This is a genomic window from Stenotrophomonas sp. STEN013 (assembly GCF_056760355.1).
This window is the reverse complement of record NZ_JBRREO010000008.1, coordinates 1-15,988: the sequence shown is the minus strand read 5'-3', so window position 1 is coordinate 15,988 and position 15,988 is coordinate 1. Positions and strand designations below refer to the sequence as shown.

The 15,988-nt window shown below is 67.9% G+C and carries 14 protein-coding genes and 1 riboswitch; of the genes, 6 read left to right on the top strand and 8 right to left on the bottom strand.

All coding sequences use genetic code 11. From position 1 onward, the window contains the following. Genes cobS through cobT form a run of 3 tightly spaced genes read right to left on the bottom strand, consistent with a single transcriptional unit; the run spans position 1 to position 2,398 of the window. On the bottom strand, positions 1–747 hold the full coding sequence (gene cobS, locus ACVOMH_RS13760; RefSeq protein ID WP_481552325.1) for an adenosylcobinamide-GDP ribazoletransferase: 747 nt from the start codon (positions 745–747) through the stop codon (positions 1–3). Continuing rightward, on the bottom strand, positions 744–1,331 hold the full coding sequence (locus ACVOMH_RS13755) for a histidine phosphatase family protein (protein ID WP_481552324.1): 588 nt from the start codon (positions 1,329–1,331) through the stop codon (positions 744–746). Before ACVOMH_RS13755 ends, cobS begins: the two co-directional genes overlap by 4 nt. After that, positions 1,328–2,398: a nicotinate-nucleotide--dimethylbenzimidazole phosphoribosyltransferase gene (gene cobT, locus ACVOMH_RS13750; RefSeq protein WP_481552323.1), complete on the bottom strand. Its 1,071-nt coding sequence runs from the start codon at positions 2,396–2,398 to the stop codon at positions 1,328–1,330. The genes ACVOMH_RS13755 and cobT overlap by 4 nt, the downstream gene beginning before the upstream one ends. Positions 2,399–2,486: 88 nt before the next feature. Then, positions 2,487–2,724: riboswitch (cobalamin riboswitch) on the top strand. 116 nt (positions 2,725–2,840) lie between these two features. On the opposite strand from cobT, the gene btuB reads away from it, so the two are divergent. Continuing rightward, complete coding sequence (btuB, locus tag ACVOMH_RS13745; protein ID WP_481552322.1) at positions 2,841–4,718, top strand: TonB-dependent vitamin B12 receptor; 1,878 nt, start codon at positions 2,841–2,843, stop codon at positions 4,716–4,718. A gap of 99 nt (positions 4,719–4,817) precedes the next feature. Here the strand turns inward: btuB and gph are convergent, their stop codons facing one another. Then, on the bottom strand, positions 4,818–5,483 hold the full coding sequence (gene gph / locus ACVOMH_RS13740) for a phosphoglycolate phosphatase (RefSeq protein ID WP_481552321.1): 666 nt from the start codon (positions 5,481–5,483) through the stop codon (positions 4,818–4,820). Positions 5,484–5,532: 49 nt separating this feature from the next. Then, positions 5,533–6,618: a DNA polymerase IV gene (gene dinB, locus ACVOMH_RS13735; protein WP_481552320.1), complete on the bottom strand. Its 1,086-nt coding sequence runs from the start codon at positions 6,616–6,618 to the stop codon at positions 5,533–5,535. A 210-nt stretch (positions 6,619–6,828) separates the two neighbouring features. Here dinB and fabA point away from each other — a divergent pair, with 210 nt between their 5' ends. Together fabA and fabB are read left to right on the top strand one after the other, a co-directional pair. Beyond that, entirely contained in the window at positions 6,829–7,344 is a 516-nt protein-coding gene (fabA, locus tag ACVOMH_RS13730; protein WP_481523255.1) for a 3-hydroxyacyl-[acyl-carrier-protein] dehydratase FabA, read from the top strand. After that, positions 7,344–8,552, top strand: coding sequence for a beta-ketoacyl-ACP synthase I (fabB, locus tag ACVOMH_RS13725; protein WP_481523254.1), 1,209 nt, complete (start codon positions 7,344–7,346; stop codon positions 8,550–8,552). The genes fabA and fabB overlap by 1 nt, the downstream gene beginning before the upstream one ends. A gap of 120 nt (positions 8,553–8,672) precedes the next feature. Here fabB and ACVOMH_RS13720 read toward each other — a convergent pair whose 3' ends face one another. The 3 genes from ACVOMH_RS13720 to ACVOMH_RS13710 form a co-directional block, all read right to left on the bottom strand. After that, positions 8,673–9,020, bottom strand: coding sequence for an SH3 domain-containing protein (locus ACVOMH_RS13720; RefSeq protein ID WP_083468512.1), 348 nt, complete (start codon positions 9,018–9,020; stop codon positions 8,673–8,675). A gap of 100 nt (positions 9,021–9,120) precedes the next feature. Continuing rightward, positions 9,121–11,145: a M3 family metallopeptidase gene (locus ACVOMH_RS13715; RefSeq protein WP_481552319.1), complete on the bottom strand. Its 2,025-nt coding sequence runs from the start codon at positions 11,143–11,145 to the stop codon at positions 9,121–9,123. A 38-nt stretch (positions 11,146–11,183) separates the two neighbouring features. Beyond that, positions 11,184–12,305 (bottom strand): PLP-dependent cysteine synthase family protein, encoded by a 1,122-nt coding sequence (locus tag ACVOMH_RS13710; protein ID WP_481552318.1) that lies wholly within the window; start codon positions 12,303–12,305, stop codon positions 11,184–11,186. 100 nt (positions 12,306–12,405) lie between these two features. Between ACVOMH_RS13710 and ACVOMH_RS13705 the strand changes: the two genes are divergently transcribed. The 3 genes from ACVOMH_RS13705 (at position 12,406) to ACVOMH_RS13695 (ending at position 15,866) form a co-directional block, all read left to right on the top strand. Beyond that, on the top strand, positions 12,406–12,777 hold the full coding sequence (locus ACVOMH_RS13705) for a CopL family metal-binding regulatory protein (protein WP_158499987.1): 372 nt from the start codon (positions 12,406–12,408) through the stop codon (positions 12,775–12,777). Positions 12,778–12,897: 120 nt separating this feature from the next. Continuing rightward, on the top strand, positions 12,898–14,703 hold the full coding sequence (locus tag ACVOMH_RS13700) for a copper resistance system multicopper oxidase (protein WP_481552317.1): 1,806 nt from the start codon (positions 12,898–12,900) through the stop codon (positions 14,701–14,703). After that, positions 14,700–15,866: a copper resistance protein B gene (locus ACVOMH_RS13695; RefSeq protein WP_481552316.1), complete on the top strand. Its 1,167-nt coding sequence runs from the start codon at positions 14,700–14,702 to the stop codon at positions 15,864–15,866. The genes ACVOMH_RS13700 and ACVOMH_RS13695 overlap by 4 nt, the downstream gene beginning before the upstream one ends. The last annotated feature ends 122 nt before the right edge of the window (positions 15,867–15,988 follow it).

Sequence of the window (15,988 nt, the reverse complement as noted above, 5' to 3'; positions counted from 1 at the left end):
TCACGCCCAGAACGGCAGCGCGCTGCCCGGCCACAGCACCAGCGCCAGCAACAGCAGGGTTTCGACCACCTCGACACTGGCGCCCAGACAGTCGCCGGAAATACCGCCCAGCGCGCGCCGCCAGTACCAGGCGACCAGCGGCACCAGCAGCAACGCCAGCAGCAGCGGCCACGCACAGACCCCGGTCAGCGCCGCCAGCAACAGCGCCCACAGCCACATCGCCACCGGCCGCAGCTGCCAGGAAAAACGTTCCCACATGCCATCGCCATGCAGCGACGGAATCCGCTGGCTCCACCACAAGGTGCCCCAGCGCGCCCACACCGGCACCAGCACGATGCCGAACCAGGCGGGGCTGGCCGCCAGTTCGGTCAACAGCACGAACTTGAGCAGCAGCTGCATGACCAGCGTGACCACGCCGAACACGCCCATGTGCGGATCCTTGAGCACCTCCAGAAAACGCTGCGGGTTGCGATGCGCCGCGCCGAACGCGTCGGCCACATCGCCCAGCCCGTCCAGATGCAGCGCGCCGGTCACCCACACCCACAGCAACAGGGTCAGCGCGCCGGCCAGCCACGGCCGCTCGCCCAGCGCATACAGCGGCAGCGCCAGCAGCACGCCGATAAGCGCACCCACCAGCGGGTAGTACACGGCCGAACGGCTCAGGTCCTCCTGGCGGAAGTCCTTGACCTGCGGCGTCGGCAGCCGGGTCAGGAACTGGATGGCCAGGATCAGCCGGCGCGCGCTCATGGCTGGCGCAGCTCCAGCAGCTCGCCCCACAGCCGGCAGTCCTCGCCGCGCTCCACCCGCAACCGCACGCGGGTGCCGTAGTCGATACGCAGCGCCCACAGCAGCGACAACGGCATGCCGCAGATGCGCGAGATCGCCAGCCGCAACACGCCGGCATGACTGACCACCAGCACCGGCCGGCCATCGCCGTCGTCCTCGTCCATCAACCGCTGCAACTGCAGTTCCACGCGCGCCTGGAACTGCTGCCACGACTCGCCATTGGGTGGCATCACCTCGTGCGGCTCTTCATACAGGCCGGCCAGTTGCTCGGCCGGCAGCTCATCGAAATGACGACCGTCCCAGTCGCCGAAGTCGAGCTCGGCCCAGTCCGGATGGATCTCGCAGAACTGGTCGGTGCCGGCCAGCAGCGCGTGCGCGGTATCCAGCGCGCGGCGGCGCGGCGAGGCGATCACCCGGCTCCAGTCCAGGCCGGCATGGCAGCGATGCAACGCCTCCATCGCGCCGTCGACCAGCGGCGGGTCGGTGCGGCCGTCCAGATAGCCCTGGCGCCCGGTGGACGCGTGCCGCATCAGATCCAGGATCATCGGCGGCCGTCACGATCGGCCACGGCCGCTTCTTCAAACGTGGCCATCTGGTTGTGCAGCGCGCAGGCCATGCGCACCAGCGGCAAGGCCAGCGCCGCGCCGGAGCCTTCGCCCAGACGCAGATCCAGTTGCAGCAGCGGCTGCGCCTGCAGCAGCTCGAGCAGGCGGACATGCCCGCGCTCAGCCGACTGGTGCGAGAACAGCAGCCACGGCCGTACCCCGGGATTGATGCGCACCGCGGCCAACGCGGCGGCCGAGACGATGAAGCCATCCACCAGCACCGGCACGCCGCGCTGTGCGGCGGCGATCATCGCCGCGCTCATCGCCGCGATCTCCAGCCCGCCGACGCGGCGCAGCGCTTCCCAGCCCGGTGATGCCGCGGCGTTGATCGCCTCGCCATGCAGGGCCAGCGCGCGGGCGATGATGTTCTTCTTCTGCACCATGCGCACCGCGTCCAGCCCGGTGCCGATGCCGACCAGCTCCTCCAGCGGCAACGGCCCCAGCACCGCGGCCAGAGCACTGGCGGAGGTGGTATTGCCGATGCCCATTTCCCCCAGCACCAGCAGGTCCGCGCCGCCGGCGCAGACAGGGTCCACCGCGCGCCGACCGGCGTCGAAAGTGGCGCGCAATTCGGCTTCCGACATCGCCTCGGCGGTGCTGAAATCCGCGGTGCCGTGACGGGCCTTGTCGGTGACGACTCCGGCGATCGGGGCGGTCGCGCGGCTGCCCACATCCCACACATGCAGCGGCAGGCCCAGCTCACGCGCCAGCACCGCGACAGCCGCGCCCCCGGCAGCGAAGTTGTGCAGCATCTGCACCGTGACTTCGGCCGGATAGGCCGAGACCCCGCGCGCGGCAACCCCGTGGTCGCCGGCGAACACGATCACCGGCACCTGCGCGGCCTGCGGCCGGTCAGCGGCCTGCAGCGCGGCCAGTTCGATGGCCAGCGTCTCCAGCCGGCCCAGTGCGCCCTCGGGCTTGGTCAGCTGCCGCTGGCGGGCGATGGCACGTTGGCGGTGTTCCTGCGAAGGCTGCCCACAGGCCTGCCCGAACCACGTTTCTGTCACGACTGTTCCGATACTGCGATGCAATCGCGCATTTTAACCGCCCGGGCGCAGTTGCCGGCCTTTTGCGCAAGCCTGGCGGTGATCGCATAGAATGCGCGCACTTTCGGGTGACCGGCCGGCCTTGCCGGACGGTTGAAACGGGAAGCCGGTGCCGCGCCCTGCTGGAATTCCAGCCGTCCGCCATTCCGGCACTGCCCCCGCAACGGTAAGCAGGACAAGACCAGGCAACACCGCCACTGTGCATGGCACGGGAAGGCGCCTGGTCGGAAGCAGCCTCGGCTGCCTCGCCTGCGAGTCCGGAGACCGGCCCGGAAGCCGACTGGTTGCGATGCGGAGGGCATGGCGGCGGCTGTAGCGCCGTGTGCGCGACCTCCGTCTTCTTCCCTCTTCTGGCAGCCTTCCCCATCCGCCTGCGCGGGAGCGCGCAGGTCCAGGAGCTTCCATGAAACTGTCTTACCACACCCTTTCCCTCGCCCTTGCCTTGGCCTTGCCGGGCGTTGCCGCCGCGCAGAACGCACCGACCGAGCCGGCTCCGACCCGACTCGATGACATCACCGTCACCGCCACCCGTACCCCGGTCTCGATCGAGAACAGCGTGGTGCCGGTGCAGGTGATCGACCGCGTGCAGATCGACCGCAGCCAGGCCAGCTCGCTGCTGGAACTGCTGCGCGGCCGCGCCGGCCTGGATTTCGCCAACCAGGGCGGCGCCGGCAAGATCACCTCGCTGTTCCTGCGTGGCAGCAACTCCAACCAGGTGCTGGTGCTGGTGGACGGTGTGCGCATCGGTTCGGCCACCAACGGCATGCCGACCCTGCAGGACCTGCCGGTCGACCAGATCGAGCGCGTGGAGATCGTGCGCGGCCCGCGTTCGAGCCTGTACGGCTCCGAAGCCATTGGCGGCGTGATCCAGATCTTCACCCGCGCCGCCGGCCAGGGCCTGCAGCAGAATCTGGCGCTCACCGCCGGCAGCCACAACCTGCGCCAGGCCAGTGCCGGCTTCAGCAACCGCGGCGAACGCGGCTGGATCTCCGCCCAGGGCGGCTACCAGAGCACCGACGGCATCAACGCCTGCCGCGGCACCGCCGCCGGCTGGGGCGCGGGCTGCTATGCCGATGAGCCGGACCGTGACGGCTACCGCAACACCTCGATCAACGTGCGCGGCGGTTATGCGCTGAGCGAGGCATTGAGCCTGGAAGGCCACATGCTGAACTCGGACAGCTTCAACGAGTACGACGGCAGCATCTTCGGCGGCAACGAAGCCGACAACCGCCAGCAGGTCTACGGGGGCAAGCTGGCATGGGCGCCCTCGGACAGCTTCCGTCTGAGCGCGCAGCTCGGCCGCAGCAACGACCAGGCCGACAGCTACTTCGCGGCCGGCGGCGCGCGCACCCTGGCCAGCGTGTTCAACACCCGTCGCGACACCGCCGCCGTGCAAGGCGACATCAAGTTCGGCGAAGGCCAGCAGATCAGCGCCGGTGCCGATTGGCAGCAGGACCAGATTGAAAGCACCACCGCGTTCGATGTGGACAACCGCGACAACACCGGCGTGTTCGTCGAATACCAGGGCGGCTTTGGCGCGCACTCGCTGCAGGCCAGCGTGCGCAACGACGACAACGAGCAGTTCGGCAACCACACCACCGGCAGCCTGGGTTACGGCTTTGCCTTCGGTCATGGTTTCCGCCTGACCGCCAGCGCCGGCACCGGCTTCAAGGCACCGACCTTCAACGACCTGTACTACCCGGGCTTCAGCAACCCGGACCTGAAGCCGGAAGAATCCAAGAGCCTGAACCTCGGCATCGCCCAGTACGCCGACACCTGGAACTGGACCTTCAACGCCTACGAAACCCGCATCGACCAGCTGATCGGCTATGACAGCAACTTCGATCTGGTCAACGTGGCCGAAGCCCGCATCCGCGGCGCCGAGCTGACCGGCTACCTGTCGCTGGCCGGTTTCGACCTCAACGCCCAGGCCAGCTTCACCGACCCGCGCGACCACACCGCCGGCGCGGCCACCTACGACAACCTGCTGGCCCGCCGCGCGCGCACCAGCGGCCGCCTGGACGTGGACAAGAGCTTCGGCCCGCTGCGCCTGGGCGTGACCGCGGCCGGCAGCGGCCACCGCTTCGACAACGCCGCCAACAGCGTGCGTCTGGCCGGCTACGGCACCGTCGATGTCCGAGTGGAATACGCAATCAACGCCGAGTGGAGCCTGCAGGCCAAGGCCGCCAACGTGTTCGACCGCGACTATGAAACCGTGGCCTGGTACAACCAGCCCGGCCGCGAGTACCAGCTGACCCTGCGCTACAACAGCAAGAACTGAGGCGGAGCACTCCGCTGATACGACGATGCCCCGGTGTTCGCACCGGGGCATTTTTGTTGCAGCGACTGCCCCGAAAACCCGGTGCCGCGAAGCAGCCGCTCAGACGAGGGGCAACAGCTCGCGCAGATCGTCGATCACCGCCAGTGCGCCGGCCGCATCCAGGTCCAGATCCCGCGGGTAGCCGTAGCGCACCAGCACCACCGGCATGTGCGCGTGGTTGGCCGCGCCCAGATCGGTGGCCGAATCGCCCACCATCAGGCACGTACCGGCCGGCTGCCCCAGCAATGCGGCGGCGTGCAACAGCGGCTCGGCCGCAGGCTTGCGCTGCGGCAGGCTGTCGCCGCCGACGATATGGTTGAAGAACTCCGCGATCCGCAGATGTGCCAGCAGCGGCGGCACCAACGCCGCCGGCTTGTTGGTGCAGATCGCCATCGGCAGGGCGCGTGCGCGCAGCGCCTGCAGCGTTTCCGGCACGCCGGCATACAGGCGCGGGCTGCGCAGCAGGCAGGCGTGGTAGTGGCGCATGAAGGCCGGCATCACTGTTTCCAGTGGGCGGTCGCTGCCGGCGTGCTTCAGTGCGGTGGCCACCAGATTGCGCACGCCTTCGCCGATCCAGCTGCGCACCCGCGCCTCAGGCACGCGCGCCAGCGCCAGCTCCTCCAGACAGCGGTTGACCGCCTCGGCGATATCGCCGGCGCTGTCCACCAGGGTTCCGTCCAGATCGAAAATCACCGCTGACGTGGCCACGTTGTTGACACTCCTCACGCAGAAAACCGTCGATTGTAGCGGCGCCCCGATACAGTGCCTGACGTGCTCAGTCCAGCGCTGGGGTGCGGAACAGATCGCCCTGCAGCAGCACCTCGGCACGATCACGGAAGCCGGACAGGCCCACCCCCACCAGCCGGTAGCGCGTGTCCGGCGGCAGCTGCACCCGCTGGCACAGCGCCAGGGCGATATCGCGCAGCTCCTCCACCGAGCCAGGCGGAGAGTCCGGGGTGAAGCTGCGGGTAAGAATGCGGAACTGCGCGGTCTTGAGCTTGAGCACCACCGTATGGGCGATCCGCTCGGTGCGTCCGGTGGCGCGCCAGGTGCGCTCGGCCAGCTGGGTGATCAGCTCGTCGAACTGGCCCAGCGGCAGATCCTCGGCAAACGTGTCCTCCGAGGAGATGGACTGCACCGGCTGGTCCGGTTCCACCGGGCGCTCATCGATCCCACGCGCCCGCTTGTACAGTCGGGCGCCGAAACTGCCGAACAGCGCCTGCAGCTGCTCCAGTGGCAGTCCGCGCAGATCACCGACGGTGGCGATCCCCAGCGCCGCCAGCCGGCCTTCCATCACCTTGCCCACGCCCGGCACGCGGTTGACCGGCAACGGCGTCAGGAACTGCTCCACCCTGGACGGCGGCACCACGAACTGGCCATCGGGCTTGCGCCAGTCCGAGGCGATCTTGGCCAGGAACTTGTTCGGGGCGATGCCGGCCGAGGCGGTCAGCACGGTCGTCTCGCGGATCTGCGCGCGGATCAGGCGGGCGATGTCGGTGGCGATGCCGCCGCAGCTGGGCGAGGCGGTCACATCCAGATAGGCCTCGTCCAGCGACAGCGGTTCCACCAGCGGCGTGTGCTGCAGGAAGATCGCGCGGATCTGCCGCGACACCGCCTTGTAACGGGCGAAGTCCGGCGGCACGAACACCGCGTCCGGGCACAGCCGTTCGGCCCGCAACGCCGGCATCGCCGAGCGCACCCCGAAGGTGCGCGCCTCGTAGGAGGCCGCACAGACCACCGACCGGGGCCCCTTCCACGCCACCACCACCGGCCGCCCGCGCAATCCGGGGTCATCGCGCTGCTCCACCGACGCATAGAAGGCGTCCATGTCCACATGGATGATCTTGCGAAGCTGGGCCACGACAACAGTCCGGAACGGTCGCCAACATGATAGCTGCTGTCGCTAAATGCACACTTGTCCTCACAATTGTGCATTTTAAAACGACTCGCAACAGCCCTCGAACGGCTGCTAACTGCGCCGAACATACGCAACCGTCCAGTTAAAACATTTGATTGAACGCTGCTGCTGCCGCATGCTCGGCGACTCGCTCCTGGCTTTGGATTACCCCGGATGACCCGTCTGCATACGTTCTCGCGTGACCAGCTGCTGGCCAGCGCGCGCGGCGAACTCTTCGGCCCCAACAAGGGCCGCCTGCCCAACGACCCGATGCTGATGTTCGACCGCATCACCGACATCCGCGAGGACGGTGGCGCCCATGGCAAGGGCCTGATCCGCGCCGAGCTGGATATCCGCCCGGACCTGTGGTTCTTCGGTTGCCACTTCATCGGTGATCCGGTGATGCCCGGCTGCCTGGGACTGGACGCCATGTGGCAGCTGACCGGCTTCTACCTGACCTGGCTGGGCGCCGAAGGCCGCGGCCGTGCGCTGGGCTGTGGCGAGGTCAAATTCACCGGCCAGGTGCTGCCCAGCGCCAAGCTGGTGCAGTACGAAATCGATGTCTCCCGCGTGATCAACCGCAAACTGGTGATGGCCCAGACCGATGCCCGCATGCTGGTGGACGGGCGCGAGATCTACACCGCCAAGGACCTGAAGGTCGGCCTGTTCACCTCGACGGAGAGCTTCTGATGCGTCGCGTCGTCATTACCGGCATGGGCATCACCTCCTGCCTGGGCAACGATCTGGACACCGTCTCCAGCGCCCTGCGCGAAGGCCGCCCCGGCATCGTCGCCCTGCCCGACCACGCCGAAGCCGGGCTGCGCAGCCAGGTGGGCGGCAAGGTCGACATCGACCTGACCGCGCAGGTGGACCGCAAGCTCAAGCGCTTCATGAGCGATGCGGCCGCCTACAGCTACCTGGCCATGCGCGATGCCATCGCCGATGCCGGCCTGGACGAGGCGACGGTCAGCAACGTGCGTACCGGCGTGATCGCCGGCTCCGGTGGCGGCTCCAGCGAATGGCAGGTGGAAGCGGCCGATCTGCTGCGCAACCGCGGCGTGCGCAAAGTCGGCCCGTACATGGTGCCGCGCACGATGTGCTCGACCGTGTCGGCCAACCTGGCCACCGCGTTCAGCATCAAGGGCCTGAGCTATTCGCTATCGGCCGCCTGCGCCACCTCGGCCCATTGCATTGGCGCGGCGGCGGACCTGATCCGCCACGGCGCCCAGGACGTGATGTTTGCCGGTGGCGGCGAGGACCTGCACTGGTCGATGAGCGTGATGTTCGACGCCATGGGCGCGCTGTCCACCGGTTTCAACGAAACCCCGGCCACCGCCTCGCGTCCGTATGACGCCAACCGCGACGGCTTCGTCATCGCCGGTGGCGGCGGCATGCTGGTGCTGGAAGACTATGACCACGCCATCGCCCGTGGCGCGAAGATCTACGCCGAGCTGGTCGGTTACGGCGTGACCTCCGACGGCGCCGACATGGTCGCGCCGTCCGGTGAAGGCGCGGTGCGCTGCATGAAGATGGCGATGGCAGGCCTGGACCGTCCGATCGACTATCTGAACACCCATGGCACCTCCACCCCGCTGGGCGATGTGACCGAGCTGGGTGCGGTGCGCGAGGTGTTCGGCGAGTCGGTACCGCCCCTGTCCTCGACCAAGGCGCTGTCGGGCCACTCGCTGGGCGCGGCCAGCGTGCACGAGGCGATCTACTGCCTGCTGATGATGCGCGACGGCTTCATGGCCGGCTCGGCCAACATCGAAACCCTGGACGAGCGCGTGGAAGGTTTCCCGATCCTGCGCCAGACCCGGGACGCGACGCTGGATACGGTGATGTCCAACAGTTTCGGCTTCGGCGGTACCAACGCCACGCTGATCTTCGGCCGGGTGTGAAGCCGCTGAGGTATTGATGCCAAAAAAACAGCCGCGAAAGCGGCTGTTTTTTTATGTGGTTGCGGAGAAATGAAATCCCGTCGGCGGGTTGCACGCTGCACTGACCGGTGCCGCCGGCGCTCAACCACCGGGGCGCGCGGTCTCGATCACCACCCCCAGCTCCTTGCCGGCCTCTGCCAACCGGACCCGTTTGCCGTCACTGCGCGCGATCAGGTAATCGGCCGCGACCCAGCCGCTCTTGCCGCCCGCCCGCACGTTGCACCACTGCAGGTCATCCAGGCAGCGCTGCACCTCCACCGTCGTGCCCACCGGCAGCACCGCCAGCCGTTCGGCACGCGCGTCCGGCGCGCTGCGCAGGTTCAGGCCGTTGCTGACCTGGGCGGCCGGTTCGTTGATGCGTGGCTGGAACCAGAGCACGACACCAATGATGGCGGCACATGCAGCGATGCGGGTAACAAGCCGGGGCATGGCGTCGATACGGAAGAAGTCCGGTGGCACAGCTTGCCGCGCAACGCCGCCGCTGACCAGCCGGTTGCGGCGCGCGGACCGGCCGCGCGCAGGGTGGGATTCAGGCAGCCATGCCGTTGTGCCGCAGCAGCGCATCGATGCTCGGTGCACGGCCCCGGAACGCCTGGAAGTTCTCCGCGGCACTGCGACTGCCGCCGCGCGCCAGCACCTCGGCGCGGAACCGGGCACCGGTATCGGCCAGTTGCCCCGGCGCCTCCTCGAAAGCGGCGTAGGCGTCGGCGCTGAGCACCTCGGCCCATTTGTAGCTGTAGTAGCCGGCCGCGTAGCCGCCCGCGAAGATGTGGCTGAACTGGTGCGGGAAGCGGTTCCAGGCCGGCGGGAAGTTCACCGCCACCGCCTGGCGCACCCGTTCGAGCAGCTGCAGCACGCTGTCATCGGCCGGATCGAAGCCGCTGTGCAGCTGCATGTCGAACAGCGCAAACTCCAGCTGGCGCACGGTGAACATGCCGCTCTGGTAGTTCCGCGCCGCCAGCATCTTCTCGAACAGCGCCCGCGGCAGCGGCTGGCCGCTGTCCACATGCGCGCTCATCGCCTGCACGTGCTCCCACTCCCAGCAGAAGTTCTCCATGAACTGGCTGGGCAGTTCCACCGCATCCCACTCCACGCCATTGATGCCGGCCACGCCCAGCTCCCCCACCTGGGTCAGCAACTGGTGCAGGCCATGCCCCATCTCGTGGAACAGCGTGGTCACTTCGTTGTGGCTCAGCGTCGCCGGCTTGCCCGCAGCGCCGCGGCCGAAATTGCACACCAGATACACCAGCGGCGTCTGCACGCCGGCGGCGGTGTGGCGGCGGTTGCGGCAATCGTCCATCCACGCCCCGCCGCGCTTGCCCTCACGCGCATACAGGTCCAGATAGAACTGGCCGACCAACGTGCCATCGGCATCCACCAGCCGGTAGAAACGCACATCCTCATGCCACACCGGCGCGGTGTCGGGCTGCACCGTCAGCCCGTACAGACGCTGGATCACATCGAACAGGCCGTCCAGCACCGCCGGCTCGGTGAAGTACTGCTTCACCTCCTGCTCGGAATAGCTGTAGCGGGCCTGCTTGAGCTTCTCCGAGACGTAGCTCAGGTCCCAGGCCTCCAGCGCGGCCAGGCCCAACTCGTCCCGGGCGAAGGCGTCCAGTTCGGCGCGGTCACGCTGCGCATAGGGCTTGGCACGATCGGCCAGATCCTGCAGGAACGCCTGCACCTGCGCCGGGCTCTCGGCCATCTTGGTGGCCAACGAATAGGCCGCGTAGCTGTCAAACCCCAGCAGCGCCGCCAGCTCCGTGCGCAGGACGAGGATGCGGTCGATGTGGCCGCTGTTGTCCAGCGCCGGATCGCCCAGTTCGGAGGCGCGCACCGCGTTGGCGCGATACAGCTGCTCGCGCAGCGCGCGGTTGTCGGCATAGGCCTGCACCGGCAGGTAGCACGGCATCTGCAAGGAGAGCTTGAAGCCGGATCTGCCCTCCTTCTGCGCCGCCGCGCGGCAGGCGGCGACCACCTCGGCCGGCAACCCGGCCAGCTCGTTTTCGTCTTCCACGTACAGCGCGAAGGCGTCGGTGGCATCGAGCACGTTCTGCGAGAACTTCGCCGACAGTGCCGACAGCTCTTCCTGGATCGCACTGAAGCGCGCCTTGCCGGCCTCGTCCAGTTCCGCCCCGCCCAGGCGGAAATCACGCAAGGCGTTGTCCAGCACCTTGTGCCGCGCAGCGTCGTAGCCGGCGGCCTCCGGGGTGGCCGCCAGCGCCTTGTATTGCGCGAACAGCGCCAGGTTCTGGCCCAGCGCGCTGCCGAAGCGGGTGATCTTGGGCAGGTTGGCGTTGTAGGCCTCGCGCAGTTCCGGCGTATTCACCACCGCCTGCAGGTGGCTGACCTGGCCCCAGGCGCGGTACAGGCGCTCGGTGGCATCGTCCAGCGGCACCACGAACGCCTCCCAGCTCAGCGGCGAAACGGTTTCCGCCGCCTTCACCGCTGCTTCGGCCTGGGCCAGCAGTGCATCGATGGCCGGGCCGACGTGCTCCGGACGGATATCATCGAAACGCGGCAGGCCGGAAAAATCGAGTAGCGGGTTGGTCATCGGGAGCTCCGTCAATACATGCCCGGCCACTGCCGGGATCACCCGTTATATGGCGACGGTTCCAGCCACGCACAAGGCAATGGCGGCAAGGGCTGCCCGGCCACCGCCGCGGCGATCAGCGCATCGGCCTGCTCCACCTCGATGCCCTGCGCGTGGTACCAGTCCGGGTTGTAGTAGCTGTGGGCGTAGCGCTCGCCCGCGTCGCACAGGATGGTGACGATCGACCCCTCGCGGCCGGCCGCACGCATCTGCTGGGCCGCATACAGCACGCCGATGAAGTTGGTGCCGGTGGAACCGCCGACACGGCGCCCCAGCGTCGCGCTGACATGGCGCATGGCCGCCAGGCTCAGCGCATCGGGCACCTTCACCATCGCATCGACGCAGGTCGGGATGAAGCTCGACTCCACCCGCGGCCGGCCGATGCCCTCCACCCGCGAGCCGCCCGCACAGGTCAGTTCACGCCATGGCTTGCCTTCCAGCGCGGCGCAATAGCCGTCGTAGAAGATCGACACTTCCGGGTCCGCGCACAGGATCCGGGTGTCATGCCGGCGATAGCTGACATAACGCCCCAGGGTCGCGGCGGTGCCGCCGGTGCCGGGGCTGCAGACGATCCACTCGGGTACCGGATGCGGCTCTTCGGCCATCTGCTTGAAGATCGACTCGGCGATGTTGTTGTTGGCACGCCAGTCGGTGGCCCGCTCGGCGTAGGTGAACTGGTCCATGAAGTGGCCACCGGTCTCGCGCGCCAACCGCTCGGATTCGCAATTCAGGTCGCAGGCACGCTGCACCAGATGGCAACGGCCGCCGTGGAATTCGATCGCGGCGATTTTTTCCGGCGAGGTGCTGGCCGGCATCACCGCGATGAATGGCAGCCCCAGCAGACGCGCGAAGTACGCCTCGGACACGGCGGTGGAACCGCTGGACGCCTCGATCACAGGACAACCCTCGCGCAACCAGCCATTGGCCAGCGCGTACAGGAACAGCGAGCGCGCCAGACGGTGCTTCAGGCTGCCGGTGGGGTGGCTGGATTCATCCTTCAGATAGACCTCGATCCCGGGAAAACCGGGCAGGTCCATCGGAATCAGGTGGGTATCGGCCGAACGGTTGTAGTCGGCTTCAATCTTGCGGATGGCCGCTGCCACCCAATGACGCTGGGACATGGATCGCCACTTCAATGAAAGCTGAAGCCGATTCTACTTCGCCCCCACCCTTCGCGCCGGGAGCTGCGGGCCGCCAACGCCGAGTGCTATGGTTACGCCCTTGTTTCAAGCGCCGGTTCCCGTGCTCCGCATCCTGCTGCCCCTGCTGCTTTGCCTTTCCCTGATCGCCAGCGCGACCGGGTCGGTATGGGCTGCGACGGCGATGGCGATGCCGGCCACGACGATGGCCATGGATGCAGACCACGCCTGCTGTCACGATGAAGGCGGCATGCACGCGGACACCACGGCGCCGCAACCGATGGAACTGTGCGGCGATGGCAAGCACTGCGACTGCATGCAGCACTGCAACATGCTGCCGACGCAGGCCCTGCCGCCTCTCAGTGGTGTTCCGCAAACCGCGCAGCCATCAGCATCCACACAGGCGCGCGACGACGCGGCCCCTGCCCAGCTCAACCGCCCTCCCATCGCCTGACCCCGGCGCCTTGGCGCCCCAGCGGACACCTGCGTCATGGCAACGCCGTGACGTCTTTCTTGATCTGTTCAGGCCATGCGGCCGCGCGTTGATGCGTGGCGGTGTGAGCGGGAGTTGCCTATGTCCTCCGATTTTCTTTCCGATCCGCGCCCGGCCTTGTCGCGGCGCCGCTTCGTGCAGGGCCTGGCCCTGGGCGGTGTGGTCGCCGGCGCCGGGCTGGGTCGCATCCCCGATGCGTTCGCCGGCGCCCCCGCGGCCATGGCCGTGCCCCCCGTGGAGCTGCGCGGCACCCGGTTGAGCCTGGCCATTGGCCGTTCGGCGGTGAATTTCACCGGCCGCAGCCGTGGCGCGATCACCGTCAACGGCTCGCTGCCGGCGCCGATCCTGCGCCTGCGCGAAGGCGACACCGTCGATATCCGTGTGGCCAACACGCTCACCGACGATGTGACCTCCATCCACTGGCACGGCATCCTGCTGCCGGCCAACATGGACGGCGTGCCCGGGCTGAGCTTCAACGGCATCGCCCCCGGTGAGGCCTTCCAGTACCGCTTCCAGCTCAGGCAGTCCGGCACCTACTGGTACCACAGCCATTCGCTGTTCCAGGAACAGGCCGGGCTATATGGCGCGTTGATCGTCGATCCGCTGGCGCCGCCGCCATATCACTACGACCGCGAGCATGTGGTGCTGCTGTCGGACTGGACCGATATGGATCCGGCCGCACTGCACCGGCGCATGAAGAAAATGGCCATGCACGACAACACCTACCAGCGCACGGTCGGTGATTTCCTGCGTGACGCCCGCCGCGACGGCCTGCGTGACACCCTGGCCGACCGCGGCATGTGGGGGCGGATGCGGATGACACCCTCGGACATCTCCGACATCAACGCCCACACCTACACCTACCTGATGAACGGCACCGCGCCGGCCGGCAACTGGACCGGGTTGTTCCGCAGCGGCGAGAAGGTGCTGCTGCGCTTCATCAACGGCTCGGCGATGACCTATTTCGACGTGCGCATTCCCGGGCTGAAAATGACCGTGGTCGCCGCCGATGGCCAGTACATCCATCCGGTGAGCGTGGACGAGTTCCGCATCGCGGTGGCCGAGACGTTCGATGTGATCGTCGAGCCCAGCGGGCAGGATGCGTTCACGATTTTTGCCCAGGACATGGGCCGCACCGGCTATGCCTGTGGCACGCTGGCCGCGCGGCCGGGTCTGCAGGCACCGATCCCCGCGATTGACCCACGGCCACTGCTGACCATGAGCGATATGGGCCATGACATGGGCGATCACGGCGGACACGCCGGCATGGAGGGTGGCTGCGGCGCCAACATGGGCATGAAGGGCATGGAAGGCGGCTGCGGTGCGGCGATGGGCCACGGCGGTCATGGTGCGGATGACAAGGCGCCGAAGCACAAGCCCAGCGAAGCCGGCAATCCACTGGTGGACATGCAGACCTCGGCTACCGAACCGAAGCTGGACGATCCGGGCATCGGCCTGCGCGACAACGGCCGCAAGGTGCTGACCTACGGCGCGATGCACTCGCTGTTCGCCGATCCCGATGGGCGTGAACCGGGCCGCGAGATCGAGCTGCACCTGACCGGACACATGGAGAAGTTCGCCTGGAACTTCGACGGCATCCCATTCGGCGGCGCCGAGCCGATCCGCCTGAAATACGGCGAGCGCATGCGCATCGTGCTGGTCAACGACACGATGATGACGCACCCGATCCACCTGCACGGCGTATGGAGCGACCTGGAAAACGCCGAGGGCCAGTTCCAGCTGCGCAAGCACACCATCGACATGCCGCCGGGCACCCGCCGCAGCTACCGCGTCCGCGCCGACGCACTGGGCCGCTGGGCCTTCCACTGCCACCTGCTGTACCACATGGAAGCGGGCATGATGCGTGAAGTGAGGATCGAGGCATGAAGACACTTCCCCACTCCCTGCTGTTCCTCGCCCTGGCCACCAGCGGCAACGCGTTCGCCCAGGATCCGCATGCCGGGCATGGCAAACCGCAGGCCAAGGCCAGCGCGCACGATGCGCATGCCGGGCACGCGATGCCGCCAGTGGCAAAGGACGACCCACATGCCAGCCACGGCCTGTCGGCGATGGATCACAGCGCGCATGGCGCCGATCCGCACACCGGGCACGCGATGCCGCCTGCGGCAAAGAACGATCCACATGCCGGCCACGACATGTCGGCGATGGATCACAGCGCGCATGGCGCCGATCCGCACGCAGGGCACGCGATGCCGCCTGCGGCAAAGGACGACCCGCATGCCGGCCACAACATGTCGGCGATGGATCACAGCGCGCATGGCGCCGATCCGCACGCAGGACATGCGATGCCGCCCAAAGCCGCCAGCGATACCCCGCGTGAACCGGTCCCGGCGCTGACGCCGGACGATTTCACCGCGGCGTTTCCGGTAATGAAGCCGCACGCGATGGAACACGCCCCCGCCTTCAACAGCCTGGTGGTATTCGACCAGCTGGAAGCCTGGGACAACGCCCATGGCGGGGGCCAGGCGTGGGGCATCGATGCCTGGTTTGGAGGTGACATCAACCGGCTGTGGCTGCGCAGCGAAGGTCACCGCAGTGACAACGCGCTGGGCGACTGGTCGGTCGATGCGCTGTACGGCCGGGCGGTCTCGCCGTGGTGGGATGCGGTGGCCGGCGTTCGCCATGACAACCACCGGCACGCAGCGGACCTGACCCGCGCCGGCTTCGGCTTCCAGGGCATGGCGCCGTACAAGTTCGAGATGTCGGCGATGGCCTATCTGGGCGGCAGCCGCAAAGCCGAGCTGGTGGTTGAAGCCGAGTACGACGTGCTGCTGACCAACCGGCTGATCCTGCAACCGGTGCTCGAGGCCAGCCTGGTTGCCGATGACGATCCGCGGCGCGGCGTGGGCCAGGGCTTGAGCAGCTTGGAGGCGGGCCTGCGCCTGCGTTACGAGTTCAGCCGCCGCTTCGCCCCGTATGTGGGGTTCGTCCACGAACGCGTCTTCGGCAACACCGCCGACCTGCATCGCGATGCCGGCGAAGACGTCAGCGAGTCGCGCTGGGTCGCCGGCGTGCGCTTCTGGTTCTGAGGTCGGGGGCGGGCCTGCCTCCCCGGCCCCGCCCGCGCCCCAGCCACCAGCTAACTCGACATGGTACCAACCGTATTACGCAGCACGTCCGGACAGCGCGGGGTGGCCGCCAGGCAGCAGAA